16 protein-coding genes are annotated in these 16,922 nt (G+C 57.0%); 11 read left to right on the top strand and 5 right to left on the bottom strand.

Features of this window, described 5'->3' with window-relative positions; translation table 11 throughout:
* Window positions 1-118 precede the first annotated feature (118 nt).
* The 8 genes from EKH79_RS06720 (at window position 119) to EKH79_RS06685 (ending at window position 9,195) form a co-directional block, all read left to right on the top strand.
* Entirely contained in the window at window positions 119-1,060 is a 942-nt protein-coding gene (locus tag EKH79_RS06720) for an aldo/keto reductase (RefSeq protein ID WP_126672987.1), read from the top strand.
* Between the two features lie 393 nt (window positions 1,061-1,453).
* Window positions 1,454-2,383 carry a DUF5050 domain-containing protein gene (locus tag EKH79_RS06715; protein ID WP_126672986.1) on the top strand — a complete coding sequence of 310 codons (930 nt, stop codon included), beginning with the start codon at window positions 1,454-1,456 and terminating at the stop codon, window positions 2,381-2,383.
* Window position 2,384: 1 nt separating this feature from the next.
* Window positions 2,385-3,335 (top strand): 3-hydroxyacyl-CoA dehydrogenase NAD-binding domain-containing protein, encoded by a 951-nt coding sequence (locus EKH79_RS06710; protein ID WP_126672985.1) that lies wholly within the window; start codon window positions 2,385-2,387, stop codon window positions 3,333-3,335.
* Window positions 3,336-3,429: 94 nt separating this feature from the next.
* A complete protein-coding gene (locus EKH79_RS06705) occupies window positions 3,430-4,650 on the top strand; it encodes an acyl-CoA dehydrogenase family protein (RefSeq protein WP_126672984.1) in 1,221 nt (406 codons plus the stop codon).
* 41 nt (window positions 4,651-4,691) lie between these two features.
* Entirely contained in the window at window positions 4,692-5,477 is a 786-nt protein-coding gene (locus tag EKH79_RS06700) for an enoyl-CoA hydratase (RefSeq protein ID WP_126672983.1), read from the top strand.
* Window positions 5,478-5,479: 2 nt separating this feature from the next.
* Entirely contained in the window at window positions 5,480-6,298 is an 819-nt protein-coding gene (locus tag EKH79_RS06695) for an enoyl-CoA hydratase-related protein (RefSeq protein ID WP_126672982.1), read from the top strand.
* A gap of 37 nt (window positions 6,299-6,335) precedes the next feature.
* Complete coding sequence (locus EKH79_RS06690) at window positions 6,336-7,562, top strand: CaiB/BaiF CoA transferase family protein (protein ID WP_126672981.1); 1,227 nt, start codon at window positions 6,336-6,338, stop codon at window positions 7,560-7,562.
* Window positions 7,563-7,695: 133 nt separating this feature from the next.
* The gene (locus EKH79_RS06685; RefSeq protein WP_126672980.1) at window positions 7,696-9,195 is read left to right on the top strand and encodes a flavin-containing monooxygenase; all 1,500 of its coding nucleotides are present in this window, start codon (window positions 7,696-7,698) and stop codon (window positions 9,193-9,195) included.
* Window positions 9,196-9,216: 21 nt separating this feature from the next.
* Here EKH79_RS06685 and msrA read toward each other — a convergent pair whose 3' ends face one another.
* Window positions 9,217-9,726 (bottom strand): peptide-methionine (S)-S-oxide reductase MsrA, encoded by a 510-nt coding sequence (msrA, locus tag EKH79_RS06680; protein WP_126672979.1) that lies wholly within the window; start codon window positions 9,724-9,726, stop codon window positions 9,217-9,219.
* Window positions 9,727-9,809: 83 nt separating this feature from the next.
* On the opposite strand from msrA, the gene EKH79_RS06675 reads away from it, so the two are divergent.
* Together EKH79_RS06675 and EKH79_RS06670 are read left to right on the top strand one after the other, a co-directional pair.
* Window positions 9,810-10,379 (top strand): DUF4386 domain-containing protein, encoded by a 570-nt coding sequence (locus EKH79_RS06675; RefSeq protein ID WP_233590227.1) that lies wholly within the window; start codon window positions 9,810-9,812, stop codon window positions 10,377-10,379.
* Window positions 10,380-10,666: 287 nt separating this feature from the next.
* Window positions 10,667-11,293 (top strand): outer membrane protein, encoded by a 627-nt coding sequence (locus tag EKH79_RS06670; protein ID WP_158621210.1) that lies wholly within the window; start codon window positions 10,667-10,669, stop codon window positions 11,291-11,293.
* Between the two features lie 141 nt (window positions 11,294-11,434).
* Here the strand turns inward: EKH79_RS06670 and EKH79_RS06665 are convergent, their stop codons facing one another.
* The 3 genes from EKH79_RS06665 to EKH79_RS06655 form a co-directional block, all read right to left on the bottom strand.
* Window positions 11,435-12,205 carry an SDR family NAD(P)-dependent oxidoreductase gene (locus EKH79_RS06665; RefSeq protein ID WP_126672976.1) on the bottom strand — a complete coding sequence of 257 codons (771 nt, stop codon included), beginning with the start codon at window positions 12,203-12,205 and terminating at the stop codon, window positions 11,435-11,437.
* A 59-nt stretch (window positions 12,206-12,264) separates the two neighbouring features.
* Window positions 12,265-13,464, bottom strand: a complete 1,200-nt coding sequence (locus tag EKH79_RS06660; protein WP_126672975.1) for an arabinose transporter — start codon at window positions 13,462-13,464, stop codon at window positions 12,265-12,267.
* Window positions 13,465-13,533: 69 nt separating this feature from the next.
* On the bottom strand, window positions 13,534-14,886 hold the full coding sequence (locus EKH79_RS06655; protein WP_126672974.1) for an amidohydrolase family protein: 1,353 nt from the start codon (window positions 14,884-14,886) through the stop codon (window positions 13,534-13,536).
* A gap of 176 nt (window positions 14,887-15,062) precedes the next feature.
* Here EKH79_RS06655 and EKH79_RS06650 point away from each other — a divergent pair, with 176 nt between their 5' ends.
* Window positions 15,063-15,971 carry a LysR family transcriptional regulator gene (locus tag EKH79_RS06650; protein ID WP_126672973.1) on the top strand — a complete coding sequence of 303 codons (909 nt, stop codon included), beginning with the start codon at window positions 15,063-15,065 and terminating at the stop codon, window positions 15,969-15,971.
* A gap of 70 nt (window positions 15,972-16,041) precedes the next feature.
* On the opposite strand, the gene EKH79_RS06645 is transcribed toward EKH79_RS06650, so the two are convergent.
* The gene (locus EKH79_RS06645; RefSeq protein WP_126672972.1) at window positions 16,042-16,875 is read right to left on the bottom strand and encodes an enoyl-CoA hydratase/isomerase family protein; all 834 of its coding nucleotides are present in this window, start codon (window positions 16,873-16,875) and stop codon (window positions 16,042-16,044) included.
* Window positions 16,876-16,922: the final 47 nt, after the last annotated feature.

Genomic DNA, 16,922 nt, shown 5'->3' with positions numbered 1-16,922 from the left:
GCGGCGCTTCCGTCCAGGGCATCGATGCGGATGGGATGTTCAAGCAACTTCGGTTTCACACAGCAGCTGACGCGTGTTTCTTCCGCGCGGACCTGGCTTCCAACACGAGAGCACAAACATGTCTACGTCAGAAAATCTTCGCGATAAAAGAATTCCACTCAATCATGGCAACGGATCTATCCCAGCCGTTGGCTTTGGCACGCTTATTACGAAAGTCGATGCAGTGAAGCCGGCCATCAAGGCCGCGTTGGAAGTGGGATTCCGGCATATCGATGGCGCCGAGGTTTATCGCAACGAAACACTGGTTGGCGAGGCGCTGCAGGAGGCTTTTGAAGCTGGAACGGTGAAGCGAGAGGAACTTTTCGTCACCACCAAGCTATGGAACAACAATCATCGTCCCGAAAGACTCAAGCTTGCGTTCGAAGCCAGCTTGCGTCGTTTTCAGCTCGACTATCTTGATTCCTATCTGATCCACACGCCTTTCGCATTCCAGCCGGGCGATGAACAGTATCCGATGAACGAGCGGAACGAGCCGATCTACGATTCGGACATCACATTGGTCGACACATGGCGTGCGATGGAGAGTCTGGTGGACGAGGGCCGGTGCCGATCCATCGGTCTATCGGATATCACGCTGGAGAAAGTGAAAGAGATCGTTGCCATTGCGCGCATCAAACCCTCTGTCGTGCAGGTCGAATGCCATCCTTATCTTCCCGAATGGGAACTGCTCGATTTCTGCAAACAGCATGGCATCGTGCTGCTTGCCTATGCTCCATTGGGCCATGGCATGGAACCGAGAATAACGGACGATCCGGTGATCAAGGCCATCGCACAGCGTGTCGGCAAGATGCCGGCACAAGTGGCGTTGGCATGGGCAGTGCAGCGCGGCACGGCATTCCTTACCACATCGACGAACCCCGTGCATATCCGTGAGAACTTTGATATATCCGCGCTGCCCGACGATGCCATGCATGAGATGGAACATCTCATCACGACAAGCATTCGATTGAACGCGGTGGTGGAGACGGGCGTGCCTGGATTCGTTCCTCGGAGTGCGTAAGTTAGCGGACAGCGTTGACCCTACAGTGGTGGGTTAAAAAATAATCGCGGTAAGAAGAATTGTTACCAGTGGATGACGACTGATAACCGTGCTCACGTTCTATAACTTACCTAGCACTTTCGTATCACCAATGCATGGTGCCTTTATTTTTCGCAGGTCATTGAACTTACGGTGCAAACGTTTATGACTGCGTTGCTTGCGCACCTTGTTCCGTTAAAAACAAATCACCAAACGATTGCGTGACGAGCGTTGGCTTACGCTCGTTCGCGTTGAGCTGAGAAAACACAATCATTCCTAAGGTGATGGTTTCATCCAATACCGTGGCTGGTATTAGCGGCACCGTAGCGGCCGGCCTCTGACCCGTTTCGCGTCAGATGAATACACAGGTCCCGCATGTCTGAAATCACCGAAAAAAACAATCGTGGCGTCGATGCCGACACCACTGTCGCTCGTCTATTTGTGCTTGAGCTAAACGCCGGGCGCATTCACTCGATGAATACGGATGGCACAGAACACGAGACTATCGTGACGGGTTGTCACTTGCCGGATGGCATCGTAGTGGATACGGATGCTGGTCATATTTATTGGACCAACATGGGTGTGCCGAATCTCAACGATGGATCGATCGAGCGCGCCGACATCGACGGCACGAATCGCAAGACGATCCTTCCCAAGGGATGGACCCACACGCCCAAGCAGATCATCCTCGATAAGAAAGACAGAAAGCTTTATTGGTGCGATCGCGAGGGAATGCGCGTCATGCGCTGCAATCTTGACGGTTCGCAGCTGGAGACACTGATCGAATCCGGCCACGGCGAAGTCGAGCGCCAGGATCAGACACGTTGGTGCGTCGGACTGACGATCGACCCGAAACGCGGGCATATCTACTGGTCGCAAAAGGGACCGGACAACGCGGGCCGCGGCCGTATCTTTCGCGCCAATCTTGAAATTCCCGCCGGGCAAACCGCGGCGAACCGGACTGACATCGAGGTCTTCTTCGATGGTTTGCCCGAGCCGATCGATCTTGAGCTCGATACGAGCAATCGCGTGCTGTACTGGACCGATCGCGGCGACCCGCCGCGCGGTAACACGGTCAATCGCGCGTCTATCGACAACAAGCCGGCCGAGCCGGAGATCGTCATAAGCCATCTGATGGAAGGCATCGGCATTGCTCTGGATGTGGAAGGCGACCGCATGTTTGTGACCGATCTTGCGGGATCGATGTACTCCGCGCGGCTCGATGGTTCCGGTGAAAAGAATGTCCTCTACGCGCAGGGCAATTTGACCGGCATCGCGTACGCCGAAATCCCCAAGGAGAAGTGAGATGTCGCAAAACAAGCCTATTCGCCGAGTTGCCATTATCGGTACGGGAGTTATCGGTGCCAGTTGGGCCACACTCTTTCTTGCCAAGGGCCTCGACGTAGTCGCAACGGACGTCGCACCGGATGCGGAGGCAGCGCTTCGGCGCTTTGTTTCAACAGCGTGGCCTGCGATGCAACGCCTGGGTCTTGCAGCCGATGCTTCTCAGGATAGGCTGTCGTTCACTGCAAGCGTGACCGATGCCGTTAAAGACGCCGATCTGGTGCAGGAAAATGGACCGGAAAAAATCGACTTCAAAAAGACGCTCTATCGTCAATTGGACGAACTGTTGAAGCCTAGCGTCATCATCGCTTCAAGCTCGTCGGGCCTGACGATGAGCGAAATCCAGTCCGCATGCACACTGCATCCCGAACGCTGCGTTATCGGTCACCCGTTCAATCCACCGCATCTTGTTCCCTTGGTCGAGATTGTCGGCGGTGCAAAGACGTCGAAGGATACGATCGAGCGCGTCGACGAGTTTTACACGAGCCTCGGCAAGCGCACTGTGCGCGTGAAAAAGGAAGTGCCTGGGCATGTCGCGAATCGCTTGCAAGCTGCATTGGCACGGGAGGTCTACCATCTCGTCGCCGAGGATGTCGTCAGTGCCGCCGATGTCGACACGGCATTGTGCTGGGGACCCGGTCTGCGCTGGGGCATCATGGGTCAGCTGATGCTCAATCATCTGGGCGGTGGCCAAGGCGGTATCGAACATTTCTTCCAGCAATTCACCGGCCCGATGACTGCCTGGTGGAAGGTGCTTGGAACTCCGGAACTCACGCCCGAAGTGCAGAAGAAATTGATCGACGGTGTTCATGCCGAAGTCGGTTCGCGCTCGATCGACCAGCTTGCGTCGGAGCGCGACGAAGTCCTGCTCGGCTTGATCGAGCTGCGCAACAAGGCTGACAAGTCGCGCTAAAGGAAATCGACGGCTGCGGTCTCTGAGACCAACGGCGAGATCGATCGTACGTCTTCAACTTTTCCGGCTCTCAAGCCGTAGGGATGAGTTCCAAATGTCTACAGACACCGCAGCAAGTCATGCCGCTGGCGAAAAACCTGTGCCCGTACCCAACGGCGATTTCTATCAATTGGTCGATCACCTTACTCCCGAGGAGAGGGCCGTCGTCGCCAAAGTGCGCGCGTACATGGAGACGAAGGTCCGGCCGATCATCAATAAGTACTGGTCGGATGACGCGTTTCCGTTCGAGCTGCTGCCTTCGTTCAAGGAACTGGGTATTGGCGGGCTTGGCTACGAAGGTTATGGCTGCGCGGGCGGTAGCCAGAAGCTGTTCGGTTTCGTCGCGATGGAGATAGCGCGTACCGATGCATCGATGTGTACGTTCTTCGGTGTGCACAGCGGCCTGGCCATGGGCTCGATTTATCTCGACGGATCGGATGAGCAGCGGCAGAAGTGGCTTCCGCAAATGGCGCGTTTTGAAAAGATCGGGTGTTTCGGATTGACCGAGCCATTGGTTGGTTCGGGAACAGGCGGCGGATTGACTACGACCGCCAAGCGCGAAGGAGATACCTGGGTTCTCAACGGCCAGAAGCGTTGGATCGGTAACTCGCCATGGTGTGACATTTCGATCATCTGGGCCCGCGATGTCGCTGACAATCAGGTCAAAGGTTTCATCGTTGAGAACAAGATCACGCCCGGATTCAGCGTTGAGAAGATGGAGCACAAGATCGCGTTGAAGGTGGTTCAGAACGGGCAGATCACGTTGACGGATGTGCGCGTGCCTGAGGCGAATCGCCTGCAGGGCGGTAACTCATTCCGCGATACAGCACGCGTGCTGAGAATGACACGCTACATGGTGGGTTGGGCTTCCACCGGCATCCAGATGGGTGCGTTCGAAGCAACGCTCAAATACACCCAGGAGCGATTGCAGTTCGGCAAGCCGATTGCTTCGTTCCAGTTGGTGCAGGATATGCTGGCAAAGATGCTCGCCAACGTGACCGCATGCCAGTGCTTGATGCTTCGGCTCGCGCAACTCGATGACGACGGCAAGCTCAGCGATCACCAAGCTGCACTCGCGAAAGCGTTTTGTACGGCTAAATCGCGCGAAACCGTCGCATGGGGACGCGAGCTTTTGGGCGGCAACGGTATCCTCGCCGACTACGATGTCGGGCGTTTCTTCGTCGACGCTGAGGCGCTTTATTCCTACGAAGGCACCTATCAGATGCAAAACCTGATCGTGGGTAAAGCCATCACTGGCTACGGCGCCTTTGTTTGACGCGCGTCACCGCGAGCAGCCAAAAATCTATGGAGATGGAAGTGCCTGAGATTGTGACCGAACGCGTCGAGAACATACTTCGAATCCAGTTCAACCGACCGGAGAAGAAGAATGCGATGACGTCCAACATGTACTCGACAGTAGCGGAGTTGCTCAACGCCGCGGCCAAGGACGACGAAACGCGGGTTGTGCTCTTGCATGGCACCGGCGATGCATTCTGCGCGGGCAATGACCTCGGCGATTTCCTCCACCATCCTCCGCAGGGTGACGACAGTCCGCAGGCCCGCTTCTTCGCGGCGCTGATCGAGTTCGACAAGCCGCTTATCGCTGCGGTACATGGCCTCGCCATCGGCGGCGGCACGACGATGCTTACGCACTTCGATTTCGTGTACGCCGCGGAGCACACCAGATTCCAGATGCCGTTCGTGAATCTCGCGTTGGTGCCGGAGTTGGGAACGAGCTATTGGCTTCCCGCGCAGATCGGCTACCTCGCCGCAGCGGAATTGGTTCTACTGGCGCAGCCGTTCGATGCGCGTCGCGCGGCGGAGCTGGGGTTCGTCACACGCGTCGTGGCCGAGGCCGAACTCATGGCGACAGCGCTGGACACGGCAAACAAACTGATACGACTGCCGGCTGGAGCCGTGCGCGCGAGCAAGCGGCTGATGAGGCGTACCTTGAGTGCTCATATGGCGGCCGCTGCGGAACTCGAGTTCCAGGAGTACGCGTCGCGTTTGCAGTCGGATGATGCCAAGGAAGCCCTCACGGCATTCCTCGAAAAACGCGCGCCCGACTTCTCAAAGTCCAAAGCTACGGTGGGAGGAGCTTAGTAATGACCTCATCCTTAAATATTTCGACAGCGACGGAGCTAAAGCTCGAGAACGTTCTGTACGAGAAAAAGGGTTTGATCGCCTATGTGACGATTAATCGGCCCAAAGTACTCAACGCACTCAATACGTCGACCTGGACTGATTTGAACGCTGCATTCGAGGATGCGAAAGCCGACGCTTCCGTGCGCGGCGTGATCCTTACCGGCGCGGGCGACAAGGCTTTCATCGCCGGCGCCGACATTAGCGAGCTCGCGCATTTGGACGCCTACGAAGCGGAGCAGTCCAGCCGGTTAGGGCAGGGCGTGCTGGACCTCATAGAAAATCTCGGCAAACCCGTCATCGCCGCGATCAATGGTTTTGCGCTTGGTGGAGGTTGCGAGACCGCCATGGCGTGCACGATACGGATCGCCGTGGAACACGCCAGATTCGGCCAACCCGAAGTCAAATTGGGCTTGCTGCCTGGCGGTGGTGGAACGCAACGTCTGCCACGTCTCGTGGGAAAAGGGCGCGCGCTGCAACTGATCCTCACCGGCGAAACAATTTCTGCGCAGGAAGCCTATCGCATCGGTCTGGTCAACGAGGTTGTCGCTGCGGACAGCTTGATGGATCGAGCGGAAGCCATTCTCAAGCAGATCGCTGCCAACGCGCCGATTGCGGTGAAGTTTTCCCTGGATGCAGCGAACAAAGGTTTAGAGACCAGCCAAAGCGCAGGGCTTGCGCTGGAGGCTTCCTACTTTGGCATTTGCGCGGCCAGCGAAGACAAGAAGGAAGGCACCACCGCTTTCCTCGAGAAACGTGTACCTCAATTTCGGGGGCGGTGAAGTATCCGCCGCACACAGCGATTCATAGAGAACAAATATGGCAAGCAACAATATTTTTTCCGGTCTGAAAGTCGTCGACATGGCGAGCTTCATCGCAGGTCCCAGCGCCGCGGTGATCTTGTCCGACTTCGGCGCCGACGTCATCAAAGTCGAACCGCCGAGCGGCGAGCTGTGGCGGCACGCGCACAACGCCCCGCCACAACCGGTTTCCGAGGATGCTTACCCATGGCATCTGAACAATCGCAACAAGCGGGGTATGGCGATTGATCTGAAATCCCCGAGCGCGCGGCCGGTTCTCGAAAAGCTCGTCAAATGGGCCGACGTTCTCATCGTCAACACGCCGCACCCTGCACGTGCGCGGCTCAAGCTTGAATATGATGATGTCATCGCTTGGAATCCGCGCTTGATCTACGCGGATATCACGGGTTTCGGCGACAAGGGGCCCGATGCAAACCTGCCTGGCTTCGACATCACGTCGTATTGGGCTCGCAGCGGCTTGTTGTCGATGACGCGCGATGCCGGCGCGCCGCCAACCTGGCCCGTGGCGGGTAGTGGCGACAACGCGACGGCAATGGGACTCTATTCGGCGATTGTCACGGCCCTGTATCGCCGCGAGCGAACCGGGGAGGGTGCGCATGTCACGACCTCGCTGCTCGCCGAAGGCGTGTGGTCCGCGAGTGTTTCCATCCAGGCTGCGCTGTGCGACGCCAAATTCTTCGGGCTGCACGATCGCAAAAATCCCGCGAATGCAGCGATGAACGTCTATCGCTCCGCCGATGACACGTGGTTCGTTCTCGTCGTTACGTCCGACAAGTTGGCAGCCGTGGCTATGGCAATCGGCCGACCCGATCTCCTGACTGATCCCAGGTTCTCCGATCCGGCGAAGCTGATGGTGAATATGCCGCAGCTCACTGCCATCCTGGATGAGGTGTTCGGCTCGCAACCGATGGAACATTGGTACAACGTGTTCAACGGTGTGCACGTGACGTTCGGCGCGGTGCGGGCTCCACACGAAGTCATCGACGATCCGCAGCTCCATGCAAACAACATCATTGTTCCGATCGAGGGCGCCGGTGGAAAACTGACATCCACGATCAGTAGCCCGATTCAGGTGCATGGTGTCGACAAGGTATCCGCCAAGCGTGCTCCGAAGATCGGAGAGCATAACGAGGAGATCCTGCGGCAACTGGAATTTAGCGTGGCCGATATCGACGAGTTGTATGCAAGCGGGGCCATTCCGAAGGTAGAGGATCATGCGGTTTAGCGCAGCGAGCTTCGCTTGCCTAAACGACAAATGTACTAATCCTTAGCGTTTCCTCCCGCCGCGCTCAGGTAATAAGCCTGTCTCAGGTTTTGGTCTGATTTTTGTCCCTGGGACATGACGGTGTGGAGGGGGCGTGCTCGACGCTCGGAGCCCGAACGATCGCTCGTTCAAGGTCGTCATCGTTGGCGCCGGCTTCGGCGGTCTGGCGGCGGCCATTCGTCTGAAGCAAAAAGGAGAGCACGACTTTGTCGTGCTGGAGCGCGGCGACGATGTCGGCGGTGTCTGGCGCGACAATCGATATCCCGGCTGCGCGTGTGATGTTCAATCACATTTGTATTCGTATTCCTTTGCGCCCAACTCGAGTTGGAATTACCAGTTTTCTCCGCAGCCGGAGATTCTGGATTATCTTCGGCGTTGCACGCAGGAATTCCGGATATTGGAACACATCCAATTCAATACCGCGGTTCAACGCATGTATTGGAGTGAGGAACACGGCGAGTGGATCATCGGTACCGCGCATGGGGAATACCGTGGCCGCTACGTGTTTGCAGGCATGGGCGCGCTCAGCGATCCGAAGATTCCCGCTATAGAAGGGATGAGCCATTTCAAGGGGCCCATATTTCACTCGGCCCAATGGCCAAGCGATGTGAACCTGGAAGGCAAAGCGGTATGCGTGGTCGGTACGGGGGCGTCGGCCATTCAGTTCGTTCCACGGATTCAGCCCATCGTCTCGACGTTATATCTCTTTCAACGTACCGCGGCGTGGGTCGTCAAGCGCGGCGACTTTGCCATTACCCGGAATACCAGGGAACGCTTCCGTCGGTTTCCATGGTGGCAGCGGTGCGCTCGCTTCAGCATCTACGTGCAACGCGAATTGCTGGCGTTCGGATTTCGGCATCCCATCGTGATGCGCGTCGTCCAGATGCAAGCCATCAGACACATGCACGCGAGCATCAAAGATACGGTTTTGCGTCGAAAGCTTACGCCCCACTACACGCTGGGTTGCAAACGCGTCCTGGTTTCAGATGATTATTATCCCGCGCTGGCACAACCGAACGTACACGTTGTTCCTTCAGGGTTGGAACGTGTCACGGAAGACGGCGTCGTCGGCAGTGATGGAGTCGAACATAAGGTCGATGTGATCATCTTCGGTACCGGCTTTCAGGTACAGGATCTGCCGTATTCCCACTACATCTATGGGCGAGACAACACATCGCTGGCCGATGTCTGGCAGGGCAGTCCCCGTTCGCTTACGGGCACCATGGTCAGCGATTTTCCGAATTTGTTTCTCCTCCACGGACCAAATACGGTTCTTGGGCACACGTCGATGGTTTACATGCTGGAGACGCAAGTGGAGCAGGCGCTTCGCCTTATCCGGCGTGCAGAAACGTTGGGCGTTGCCGTGGTCGAGGCTGGTGCCGAAGCGCAGAAGCGTTACATAGCCTGGGTGGATCGCAAATTGCGCGGAACTGTCTGGGTGACGGCTGGTTGCAAAAGCTGGTACATGGACAAGACCGGACGCAACGCATCGATCTGGCCGAGTTACACGTTTGTCTACAGGAGTCGCGCGCTTAACTTTCGGCCAGAGGATTACGAGTTTCGTCAGCCATCGAAGCAGGATGAGTCTGCGTAATGGCCGTGGTCATTCTCTCTTTCAATGCGCCCGTTTCGGTAGCTTCCATTCCGGCCGAATGAAGTGACAGGTATAGCCATCGGGATAACGTTCCAGATAATCCTGATGTTCCGGCTCCGCTTCCCAAAAGGGACCTGCGGGAGCGATCTCGGTCACGATTTTTCCTGGCCATAGGCCTGATGCGTCCGCATCGGCCACCGTATCTTCGGCGATCTCTTTTTGATCGTCATTGAGATAGAAGATCGCTGAGCGGTAACTCGCGCCGACATCATTGCCCTGACGGTTCTTGGTGCTCGGGTCGTGGATCTGAAAAAAGAATTCGAGGATCTGGCGATAGCCGATGACACTTGGATCGAAGGTGATTTCGATCGCTTCGGCATGCGAACCGTGGTTTCTATACGTGGCATTGGCAACGTCGCCACCGGTATAACCAACGCGTGTGGACAGGATGCCCGGATAGCGGCGGAGCAAATCCTGCATACCCCAGAAGCAACCACCGGCAAGGATGGCTTTGTCGTGTTGAGTCGTCATCGGGCCTCCAACTATCTAGTCATTGCGCTGAGCGTTTAATGGGGTGAATCGGCCAAAAGGCAAGGTGCATAATCGTGCCCGAAATGACAAAGCGGATCGAAGCAGCCTCTCCGCGTCCCCGGGCGAGAATGACCGGCGTTGTTTATTTGCTTTACTTCCTAACCGCGATATCCGCCGAGACCTTCATTGGCCGGAGCCGGCTTGTTGCCTATGACGCCGTCAATCTGATTTCCCAACTGTTTTACGTCGCTGTAACGCTGCTCTTCTACGGCATGTTTAAGCCAGTGAATGCGCGTTTTTCGTTGCTCGCGGCATTATTCAGCCTGGCAGGGTGCGCCATCGATGTTCTGGGCGTCTTTAATATCGCTGTTTACGGGGTAAGTCCCCTGATATTTTTCGGGCCCTATTGCCTGTTATTGGGCTACCTCATTTTCAGGTCAACCTTTCTGCCACGCATTCTTGGCGTGCTGATGATGCTTGCCGGTTTGGGTTGGCTGATTTTTCTCTCTCCGCATGCAGGCACTCTATCCACGTACCTGGAGGTCTTGGGCTTCCTGGCAGAACTATCGCTTTGCCTGTGGCTCATCATGATGGGCGTGAACGTGCCCAAATGGCGAGAAAAGATAAACGCTCGACGCGTTGGAGATGGGTGACGAAGTTACTGCGCAACGATGTGCGTCGTTGCGGGGGCAGTCGCTGACGCCTAGCGCAACGTTGAGTTTGGAAGTTATGTCTACGTCGATATTTCTTGACTGTCTCTATCCCGTTGTCGAGCGCACGAGTCGTTTGCGAAGCGCATCGCTTTCACTGAAAATATATACGCCGCGAATTTCCTTGCGGCCGCAAAATTTTGCGCCACTGGATGGGTGCAAATACCAAAGTGGTCGGATCGTTGCGTTCATTCGTCGACAACAACCCACTCTTCTTATCAGGGGCTCCAATGAAACTAGGGATTTCAAAGATCGCCATCGGCGTGGCCATCGCTATTGCGTCCACGTCGGCTATGGCAATGGATGGTCAAATCTTCGTCAATGGCGAAGCGGCTGGTCAGGATACGGCTTTCAACAATCTGCGTAGCAGGGATCCCACCAGTTGGGCAGGCGCGGTGCGTCTGGGTTATCTGTGGAATGTCCAGTCGTATACCTGGGGCGTGGAAACCGGCTACGTGGATTTGGGTAACGTCTCCGGCACCAACTACCACCTCGTGAGCAGCTTAGGTGGTCCGTATGACCCGCTCCGTATAAGCGCTAAAACCGATGGTGAAATCTTGGGCGGCGTTTTCAAGTGGCATGCTGGCGATGCTAACGGCTGGTTCTTTTCGGTGCGCGGAGGCTGGTTCCATTCGCAGACCGACGGACATCAGCACGATACGTTCGGTCTGCTACCGAGTAGCACGTCCACGGCCACTGGCAACGGCTTTTATGCAGGCGCCGGCGTGGGCTACGACTTCAATCGTCATCTGGGCGTAAGCCTGAATTACGATGAATACCATTCGCAGGCCCCCGGCATCTGGCAAGGTCATTTCGGCACCAGCGTATACGGCGGCACGCTCGAATATCGCTTCTAAGTTCTACGCAAGACCACCACGCAACGCGGCCGCCATCGTGCGGCCGCGATTGTTTGCGAGCGTTGACTGTCGGTCCGCTGTCGACCCTAGACGGACATGAAACCAGCTTCTTGTAGCCTAACGTTTTGGCGAGGGCACAGGTCAGGCTGGTAGCGTTACGCCGGAAACTTCAGCGCAAATGGCCAGCAGACGATCTTGCAGCACCGCGTCGTAGGCCTGTCGATTCGGTTTCATCTGCTTGAGGTGATAGAAATATTTGCCTGTGACGTGCGCGTCAGAATTATCGTTCACGGCTAGCCAAGCTTGGGTAACGTGCGCCTTGTCCATATCGTCGGGCGCACCAGGTCCACCCATCCTGGTCGGCACCCAGCCGGGTTCCAGGGCATTCGACAGAACGTCTTTCCAGCGTCGGGCGACCGCGAAGGCGAGCATGGTGTCGTGCAGCTTGCTTTCGGCATAAGCAGAAGAGCCACTCCAGCGGCGCGTCTTCCAGAGAATGTCGTCCAGATTCGCGTCGACGTGATGATGCATACCGGAGCTGAGATAGACGAGTCGCTTTGGGCGCTCAATGAGTGCGGTGAGTAAATAAGCGGATAACGTGTTGACGGCGAAGACGTGCGGCAAGCCATCGGATGTCACGCGATGTCCTTCGCGATATCCGACCGCCGCATTATGGATGACTGCATCGAAGCGCCCGAGTGCGTTGACTTGTGCTGCAACACTCGTCGAGCCTGCGATGGTTTCCAGGTCGCCAATGACGACGGCCTCTGCTTCAGGTAGGGATCGTGCAGCATCCTCGGCGCGATTGGCGTTGCGTGCGTGGATCACGACTTTGTGGCCCTGACTTGCGAGCAGTTCGGCCGTCATCAAGCCAAGGCCGGTGGACGAACCCGTAATAAAGACGCGTGACATGTTTCTTTCTCCTGTGGCCGGCGCCAGCAAGCATTGGTTTGCCGGTACGACGTTTGTGTTCAATATTGTGGTGCGCGAACGGTGAGCACGAGACCCGCACCAATCAGTGCGCAGACTGCGCCGAAGAGATAGACGGCGGCATAACCGAAATGTCCGGCGATGATGCCCGCCGTAGGGCCGGATACCCCGTAAGCGATATCAAGAAAGGCGACGAATGCACCCATTGCGCTGCCACGATTAGCGGGCGTTACGCGCTTGAGTGCTTCCACACCAAGTGCTGGGAATACAAGTGCGCAGCCAAGTCCCGTGACGAGCGCACCGACGAGGGCGACGATTTCATACGGAGCGGTCCAAAGCATGGCTTGACCGATAGCTTCGACAACGAATGACCAGAGTGCAACGCGGTAACCGCTCATTTTGTCCGGCAAATGCCCGAGCACGAGACGCACGAGAATGAAGCCGATGCCGAAAGCCGTCATCACCAGGCCCGCATGACTCCATGTCTTTGCGGCGAAGTAAAGCGATGCGAAAGCCGTGAGACCCGACAAGCCAACGCCTTGCAACATGAGGCCAAGTCCCTCTCGCCAAATCTGACCGATGACACGGTAGAACGGCAGGCGTTGCCCCGCAGAACTTGCGTAGGACGTGCCACGCAGCGCAATCACTGCACCCATAAGCGGTGCGATGATGCACGCAATCATGGCAGTGCGAAGCCCATAGGCCTGATAAAGCATCATGCCGACCGGTGCACCGATAGCGAGCGCTGCAAACATCGCAATGCCGGTCCACGACATCGACATGCCGGCGCGTTGCGGACCCACCGACGCGATCGACCAGGATACGCAACCGGTGACGAACTGACTCTCGCCGAATCCGGCAACGAGACGGCCAGCGATGACCACAGCAAGGCTGATCGCAGGTGACTGACCAGGCGTCGCTGCAATCAGGTAAAGAAGTCCGCCGAATGCGCACACCACCGCGCCTTGGAGAGCCGATCGCTTGCCGCCGTGATGATCGGTGAGCCGGCCGGCATAACCACGCGTCAGCACGGTAGCGACGAACTGGATACCGATAACGAGACCAACAATAAAGTTACTGAAGTGAAGCTTCTCGTGAATGAAGAGCGGAATGACCGGCAGCGGCAGACCGACAGCGAGATAGCCGCAGAACAATGCCGCGATGATGCCGGGCGCGGGACGAGACAGATGAACCGGCGTTGCCTGAGGCCGACTCACATCGTTGATAGCGGGCGCTGACATAACAGCCTCCACGAACTTAAGTTGATGAGGATCGAGGCGTCGCCGGTTTCCGTCGGCGACGCCTTCGGATTACGCCAAGACTTCGGTGTTGGCGGCAGACGTGCTGAAGAGGTCTGGGCGATACCCGCTCGCTTTGAGCAAATAGTTGCGGGAGGCCATGACATCCGCGGACAGTTGCGCCACATCGACGCCGATCAATTTGCCTGCGCGCTTACGGATCTCACCGGCAACCATCACGGTGTCGACATCCGAACGCTCGACAGCCTGCACGACCGTGCCGATCGCATTCGTTACCGGGAAAACCGCCGCACCATCCGTGCGAATCATGATGATGTCGGCCTGTTTGCCCGGGCTCAGCGTGCCGATCGAATCTTCGAGACCCGCGGCCCGTGCGCCATTGACTGTTGCTGCTTCCAGCACGGCATTCACCGAGATGGGAGCCGGTACGTTGTCTTCCTTGTGGAAGCGGCGATAGCGCATGGCTGAGCGCTGCTGGCCGAACAACGCATGCATCTCGCCGAACATGTCGCTACCGAACGCGGTGTCCAGATCGATGCCAAGTGCGGGCTTCAAGCCGTAGTCGATGGCCTTCTGATACGCGAACGTCTCGTCATCGAAACCAAACAACGCATCCGAGCGCGGATTGACGGTGATGTTGACGCCGGCCTGTGCAAACAGCTTCCACGTTTCTTCGGGCACGCGTGTGCAATGGTTGAAGATATTGTGCGGCCCCAATACGCCCGGTTGTGCAAATTCCGGTGAAAGCTTGGCAAGGTCGCCGATGAACTCGGTCAGGATGCGCATGTCGAGTTCGCGCGCGATTTTCCACCAGTCGAGTTTGAGTTGCCCGAACAAGCCAACTCGAACGAGACCTTCGCCATGATTCCAGTTGAGTGCCAGCCGTTCGAGATCGCGCGGTAAATGCGCTGCCGAAGCCTGCTTGTCCATGGCGGCGCCCACCATATGCAGTGCGCGGATGCCCGCGTTATCAAGCGCATCGAGCGCTGCGTCCGTGTGTTCGGGCGTGCGCGAACTGTGGCAGGCGTCGATGATGGTGGTGATGCCTGCGTCGAGCGACGCGGTCGCCGTCAGCTTCGTGCTCAGATACATATCCAGTGGGCGATAGTGCGCACCGAGCTTTTCGGCCACGACGTCGATGTAAGCGAACAGATCATCCACATCGGGCATGAGCCGGCGCATCACGCCGAGCCACGCATGGTGATGGGCATCGATCAGGCCCGGCAGGACGATACTGCCCGATGCGTCAATGATCTCGGCATCCTCGATATGGAGGTCCGGGCCAATGGCCGCGATGCGGTCGCCCTGGACGAGAACGTCGCCGATCGCCAGGTTAGGAACCTTGGCATCCATCGTCAGGATGGTGCCGCCCTTGAAAAGGGTATTGCGTGCGAAACCGGACATAAGAAGGTCTCCCTTTATCGATGAGTGAAGCGGTCAATGGCTTTGGCGGTAGCGGCCTGAAGCCCTTGTCGACCCGCTGGCCTACCGTGGGCGCAACGATAGGTTGTGGCCCATCTTTGATAAAGGTAGAGTCGCTCAAATCATTTTTGCTAAAAGTCACAAATGGAGGAGGCCCCATGAGCTTCGATGGGCGGCTGCTTTCGGGGATGAGCGTGTTGGCCGCGGTGGTAGAGGCCGGCAGCTTCAGCAGGGCAGGCGAGATGCTCGGGCTATCGGCATCCGGGGTGAGCCGTTCGGTCGCGAGACTGGAAGAACGATTGGGCGTACGGCTTTTGAATCGCACCACCCGAACGCTGCATCTTACGGATGAGGGACTTCGTCTTTACGAGCGCGCGGCACCGCATCTTGAAGGCATCGAGGAAGCTGCGAATTTCGCGACAGGGGCCGCCGTGACGGTGCGCGGCGCGCTACGCGTGAGTCTCAATCCCATCTTTGCGCGTCACGTACTTGTGCCGAAGCTGCCGCTGTTGCGAGAGCGTTACCCGGGACTCGAGCTAACCATTTTGCAGAACCCGGATGTGGGTGATTTGATCACTGAAGGTATCGACGTTGCAGTGCGCTTCGGGCCGCAACCTCCTTCTACGATGTCGTCGCGACTCTTGCTCGAAACGCGAGTGCTGACGGTGGCGTCGCCCGCCTACATCGCCAGGCATGGGCAACCCAAAACACCCGCCAAGCTCGTCGAGCACGATTGCATTCAGTACATCGATCCGCGGCACGGCAAACCGTTTCACTGGGAGTTTCAGCGTGGCAGCGAGGTGCTTCCCGTTGAAACGAAAGGCCACCTGACGCTCACCGACGTCGACACGATGGTGCAAGCATGCGTGGCCGGCGTTGGTATCGCGCAGCTGCTGTACCTGGGCATCGAACCGTTGATTGCGAGTGGCGCACTCGTCGAGTTGTTCCCCAATTGGCCGGGAGAAACGTTTCCGCTGTACATCATGCGGCCATCGCGCCGTTTGGCGCCGGCAGCAGTCGAAGCCTTCCTGGAGTTTTGCCGAGAAATCTGTGCGGATAGTCGATAACCAAACATGCCTAATCAGAGTGAGCGGCATCGTATCTTGTAAGCGCATGAGACGACCTTCAGTCGCCGCGTTATTTTGTCGGGGAAAGTCTCTCTAGAAAATCCATTTCCAACTCACCTTCATACGTTTCGGCGCCGACCTTCAGTGCTTCCTTCACGCGCGCTTGCGATATCTCGCTGGCGACACTCAAATCTGACTCGTGGGCTTCCACCAGAAGCCCTTCTGCCAAAGAGCCGAAGGCTCCAATATCCACGGCCGCTTTGACATGAGCGATGGTATGCGCGGGAAATGAAGCGATGCGATAGGCCAGTTCCTCGACAAAGGGCGTCAATTTGTCCGCCGGCAACGCACGATTGATATAGCCGTAAAGCTCTGCCAGCTCGGCCGAAAAATCATTGCAACTTAAAAGCACCTCCAGGGCGCGCGCACGCCCCATGACTCGTGGCAATCGTTGCGTGGCGCCGCCGCCCGGAACAAGCCCGACCGCGACCTCTGGATGACCAAAGATCGCTTTACCTATGGCAGCAAAACACATGTCTGCGGCAAGTGCGATTTCACTTCCTCCACCCCGGCAACGTCCTTCGATTTTCGCAATCGTTACCTTGGGCATGTTTCTGAATCGCTCGCCGATCATCTGCGTAAGACGAAAGCTGCGCGTATGCGATACCAATTTGGAAGCGGCTCCAACCCGGCCTAAACCGGAGTGAGCGATAAAAAAATCAGGAAGGGCGCTCTGCAAGACGATAACGCGGACACTCTCATCGGTTTCGAGCTCCCTGCCAAGTTTGTCCAATTCCGGCGATAGAACTTCATCGAGAAGATTTATTGGCGGGTGATTGATGCTGACGAATGCAACGCCGGAGTTGATCGTGAGCTTCAAACATTTGTAGTCGGAAAATGGCATGGACTGATTCCTTTTAGGTCATCGTCTCGATGAGCTTTCGGTCATCT

The organism is Dyella dinghuensis, assembly GCF_003977615.1.
In the GTDB taxonomy this organism is placed as follows: domain Bacteria; phylum Pseudomonadota; class Gammaproteobacteria; order Xanthomonadales; family Rhodanobacteraceae; genus Dyella_B; species Dyella_B dinghuensis.
This window is presented reverse-complemented; position numbering and strand designations above follow the sequence as displayed.

What these genes read in the sequence shown, in the direction of transcription:
- EKH79_RS06720 (WP_126672987.1), top strand. Translation starts at nt 119, where the DNA reads ATGTCTACGTCAGAAAATCTTCGCGATAAAAGAATTCCACTCAATCAT.
- EKH79_RS06715 (WP_126672986.1), top strand. Translation starts at nt 1,454, where the DNA reads ATGTCTGAAATCACCGAAAAAAACAATCGTGGCGTCGATGCCGACACC.
- EKH79_RS06710 (WP_126672985.1), top strand. Translation starts at nt 2,385, where the DNA reads ATGTCGCAAAACAAGCCTATTCGCCGAGTTGCCATTATCGGTACGGGA.
- EKH79_RS06705 (WP_126672984.1), top strand. Translation starts at nt 3,430, where the DNA reads ATGTCTACAGACACCGCAGCAAGTCATGCCGCTGGCGAAAAACCTGTG.
- EKH79_RS06695 (WP_126672982.1), top strand. Translation starts at nt 5,480, where the DNA reads ATGACCTCATCCTTAAATATTTCGACAGCGACGGAGCTAAAGCTCGAG.
- EKH79_RS06690 (WP_126672981.1), top strand. Translation starts at nt 6,336, where the DNA reads ATGGCAAGCAACAATATTTTTTCCGGTCTGAAAGTCGTCGACATGGCG.
- msrA (WP_126672979.1), bottom strand. Translation starts at nt 9,726, where the DNA reads ATGACGACTCAACACGACAAAGCCATCCTTGCCGGTGGTTGCTTCTGG.
- EKH79_RS06675 (WP_233590227.1), top strand. Translation starts at nt 9,810, where the DNA reads ATGACAAAGCGGATCGAAGCAGCCTCTCCGCGTCCCCGGGCGAGAATG.
- EKH79_RS06670 (WP_158621210.1), top strand. Translation starts at nt 10,667, where the DNA reads ATGAAACTAGGGATTTCAAAGATCGCCATCGGCGTGGCCATCGCTATT.
- EKH79_RS06665 (WP_126672976.1), bottom strand. Translation starts at nt 12,205, where the DNA reads ATGTCACGCGTCTTTATTACGGGTTCGTCCACCGGCCTTGGCTTGATG.
- EKH79_RS06660 (WP_126672975.1), bottom strand. Translation starts at nt 13,464, where the DNA reads ATGTCAGCGCCCGCTATCAACGATGTGAGTCGGCCTCAGGCAACGCCG.
- EKH79_RS06655 (WP_126672974.1), bottom strand. Translation starts at nt 14,886, where the DNA reads ATGTCCGGTTTCGCACGCAATACCCTTTTCAAGGGCGGCACCATCCTG.
- EKH79_RS06650 (WP_126672973.1), top strand. Translation starts at nt 15,063, where the DNA reads ATGAGCTTCGATGGGCGGCTGCTTTCGGGGATGAGCGTGTTGGCCGCG.
- EKH79_RS06645 (WP_126672972.1), bottom strand. Translation starts at nt 16,875, where the DNA reads ATGCCATTTTCCGACTACAAATGTTTGAAGCTCACGATCAACTCCGGC.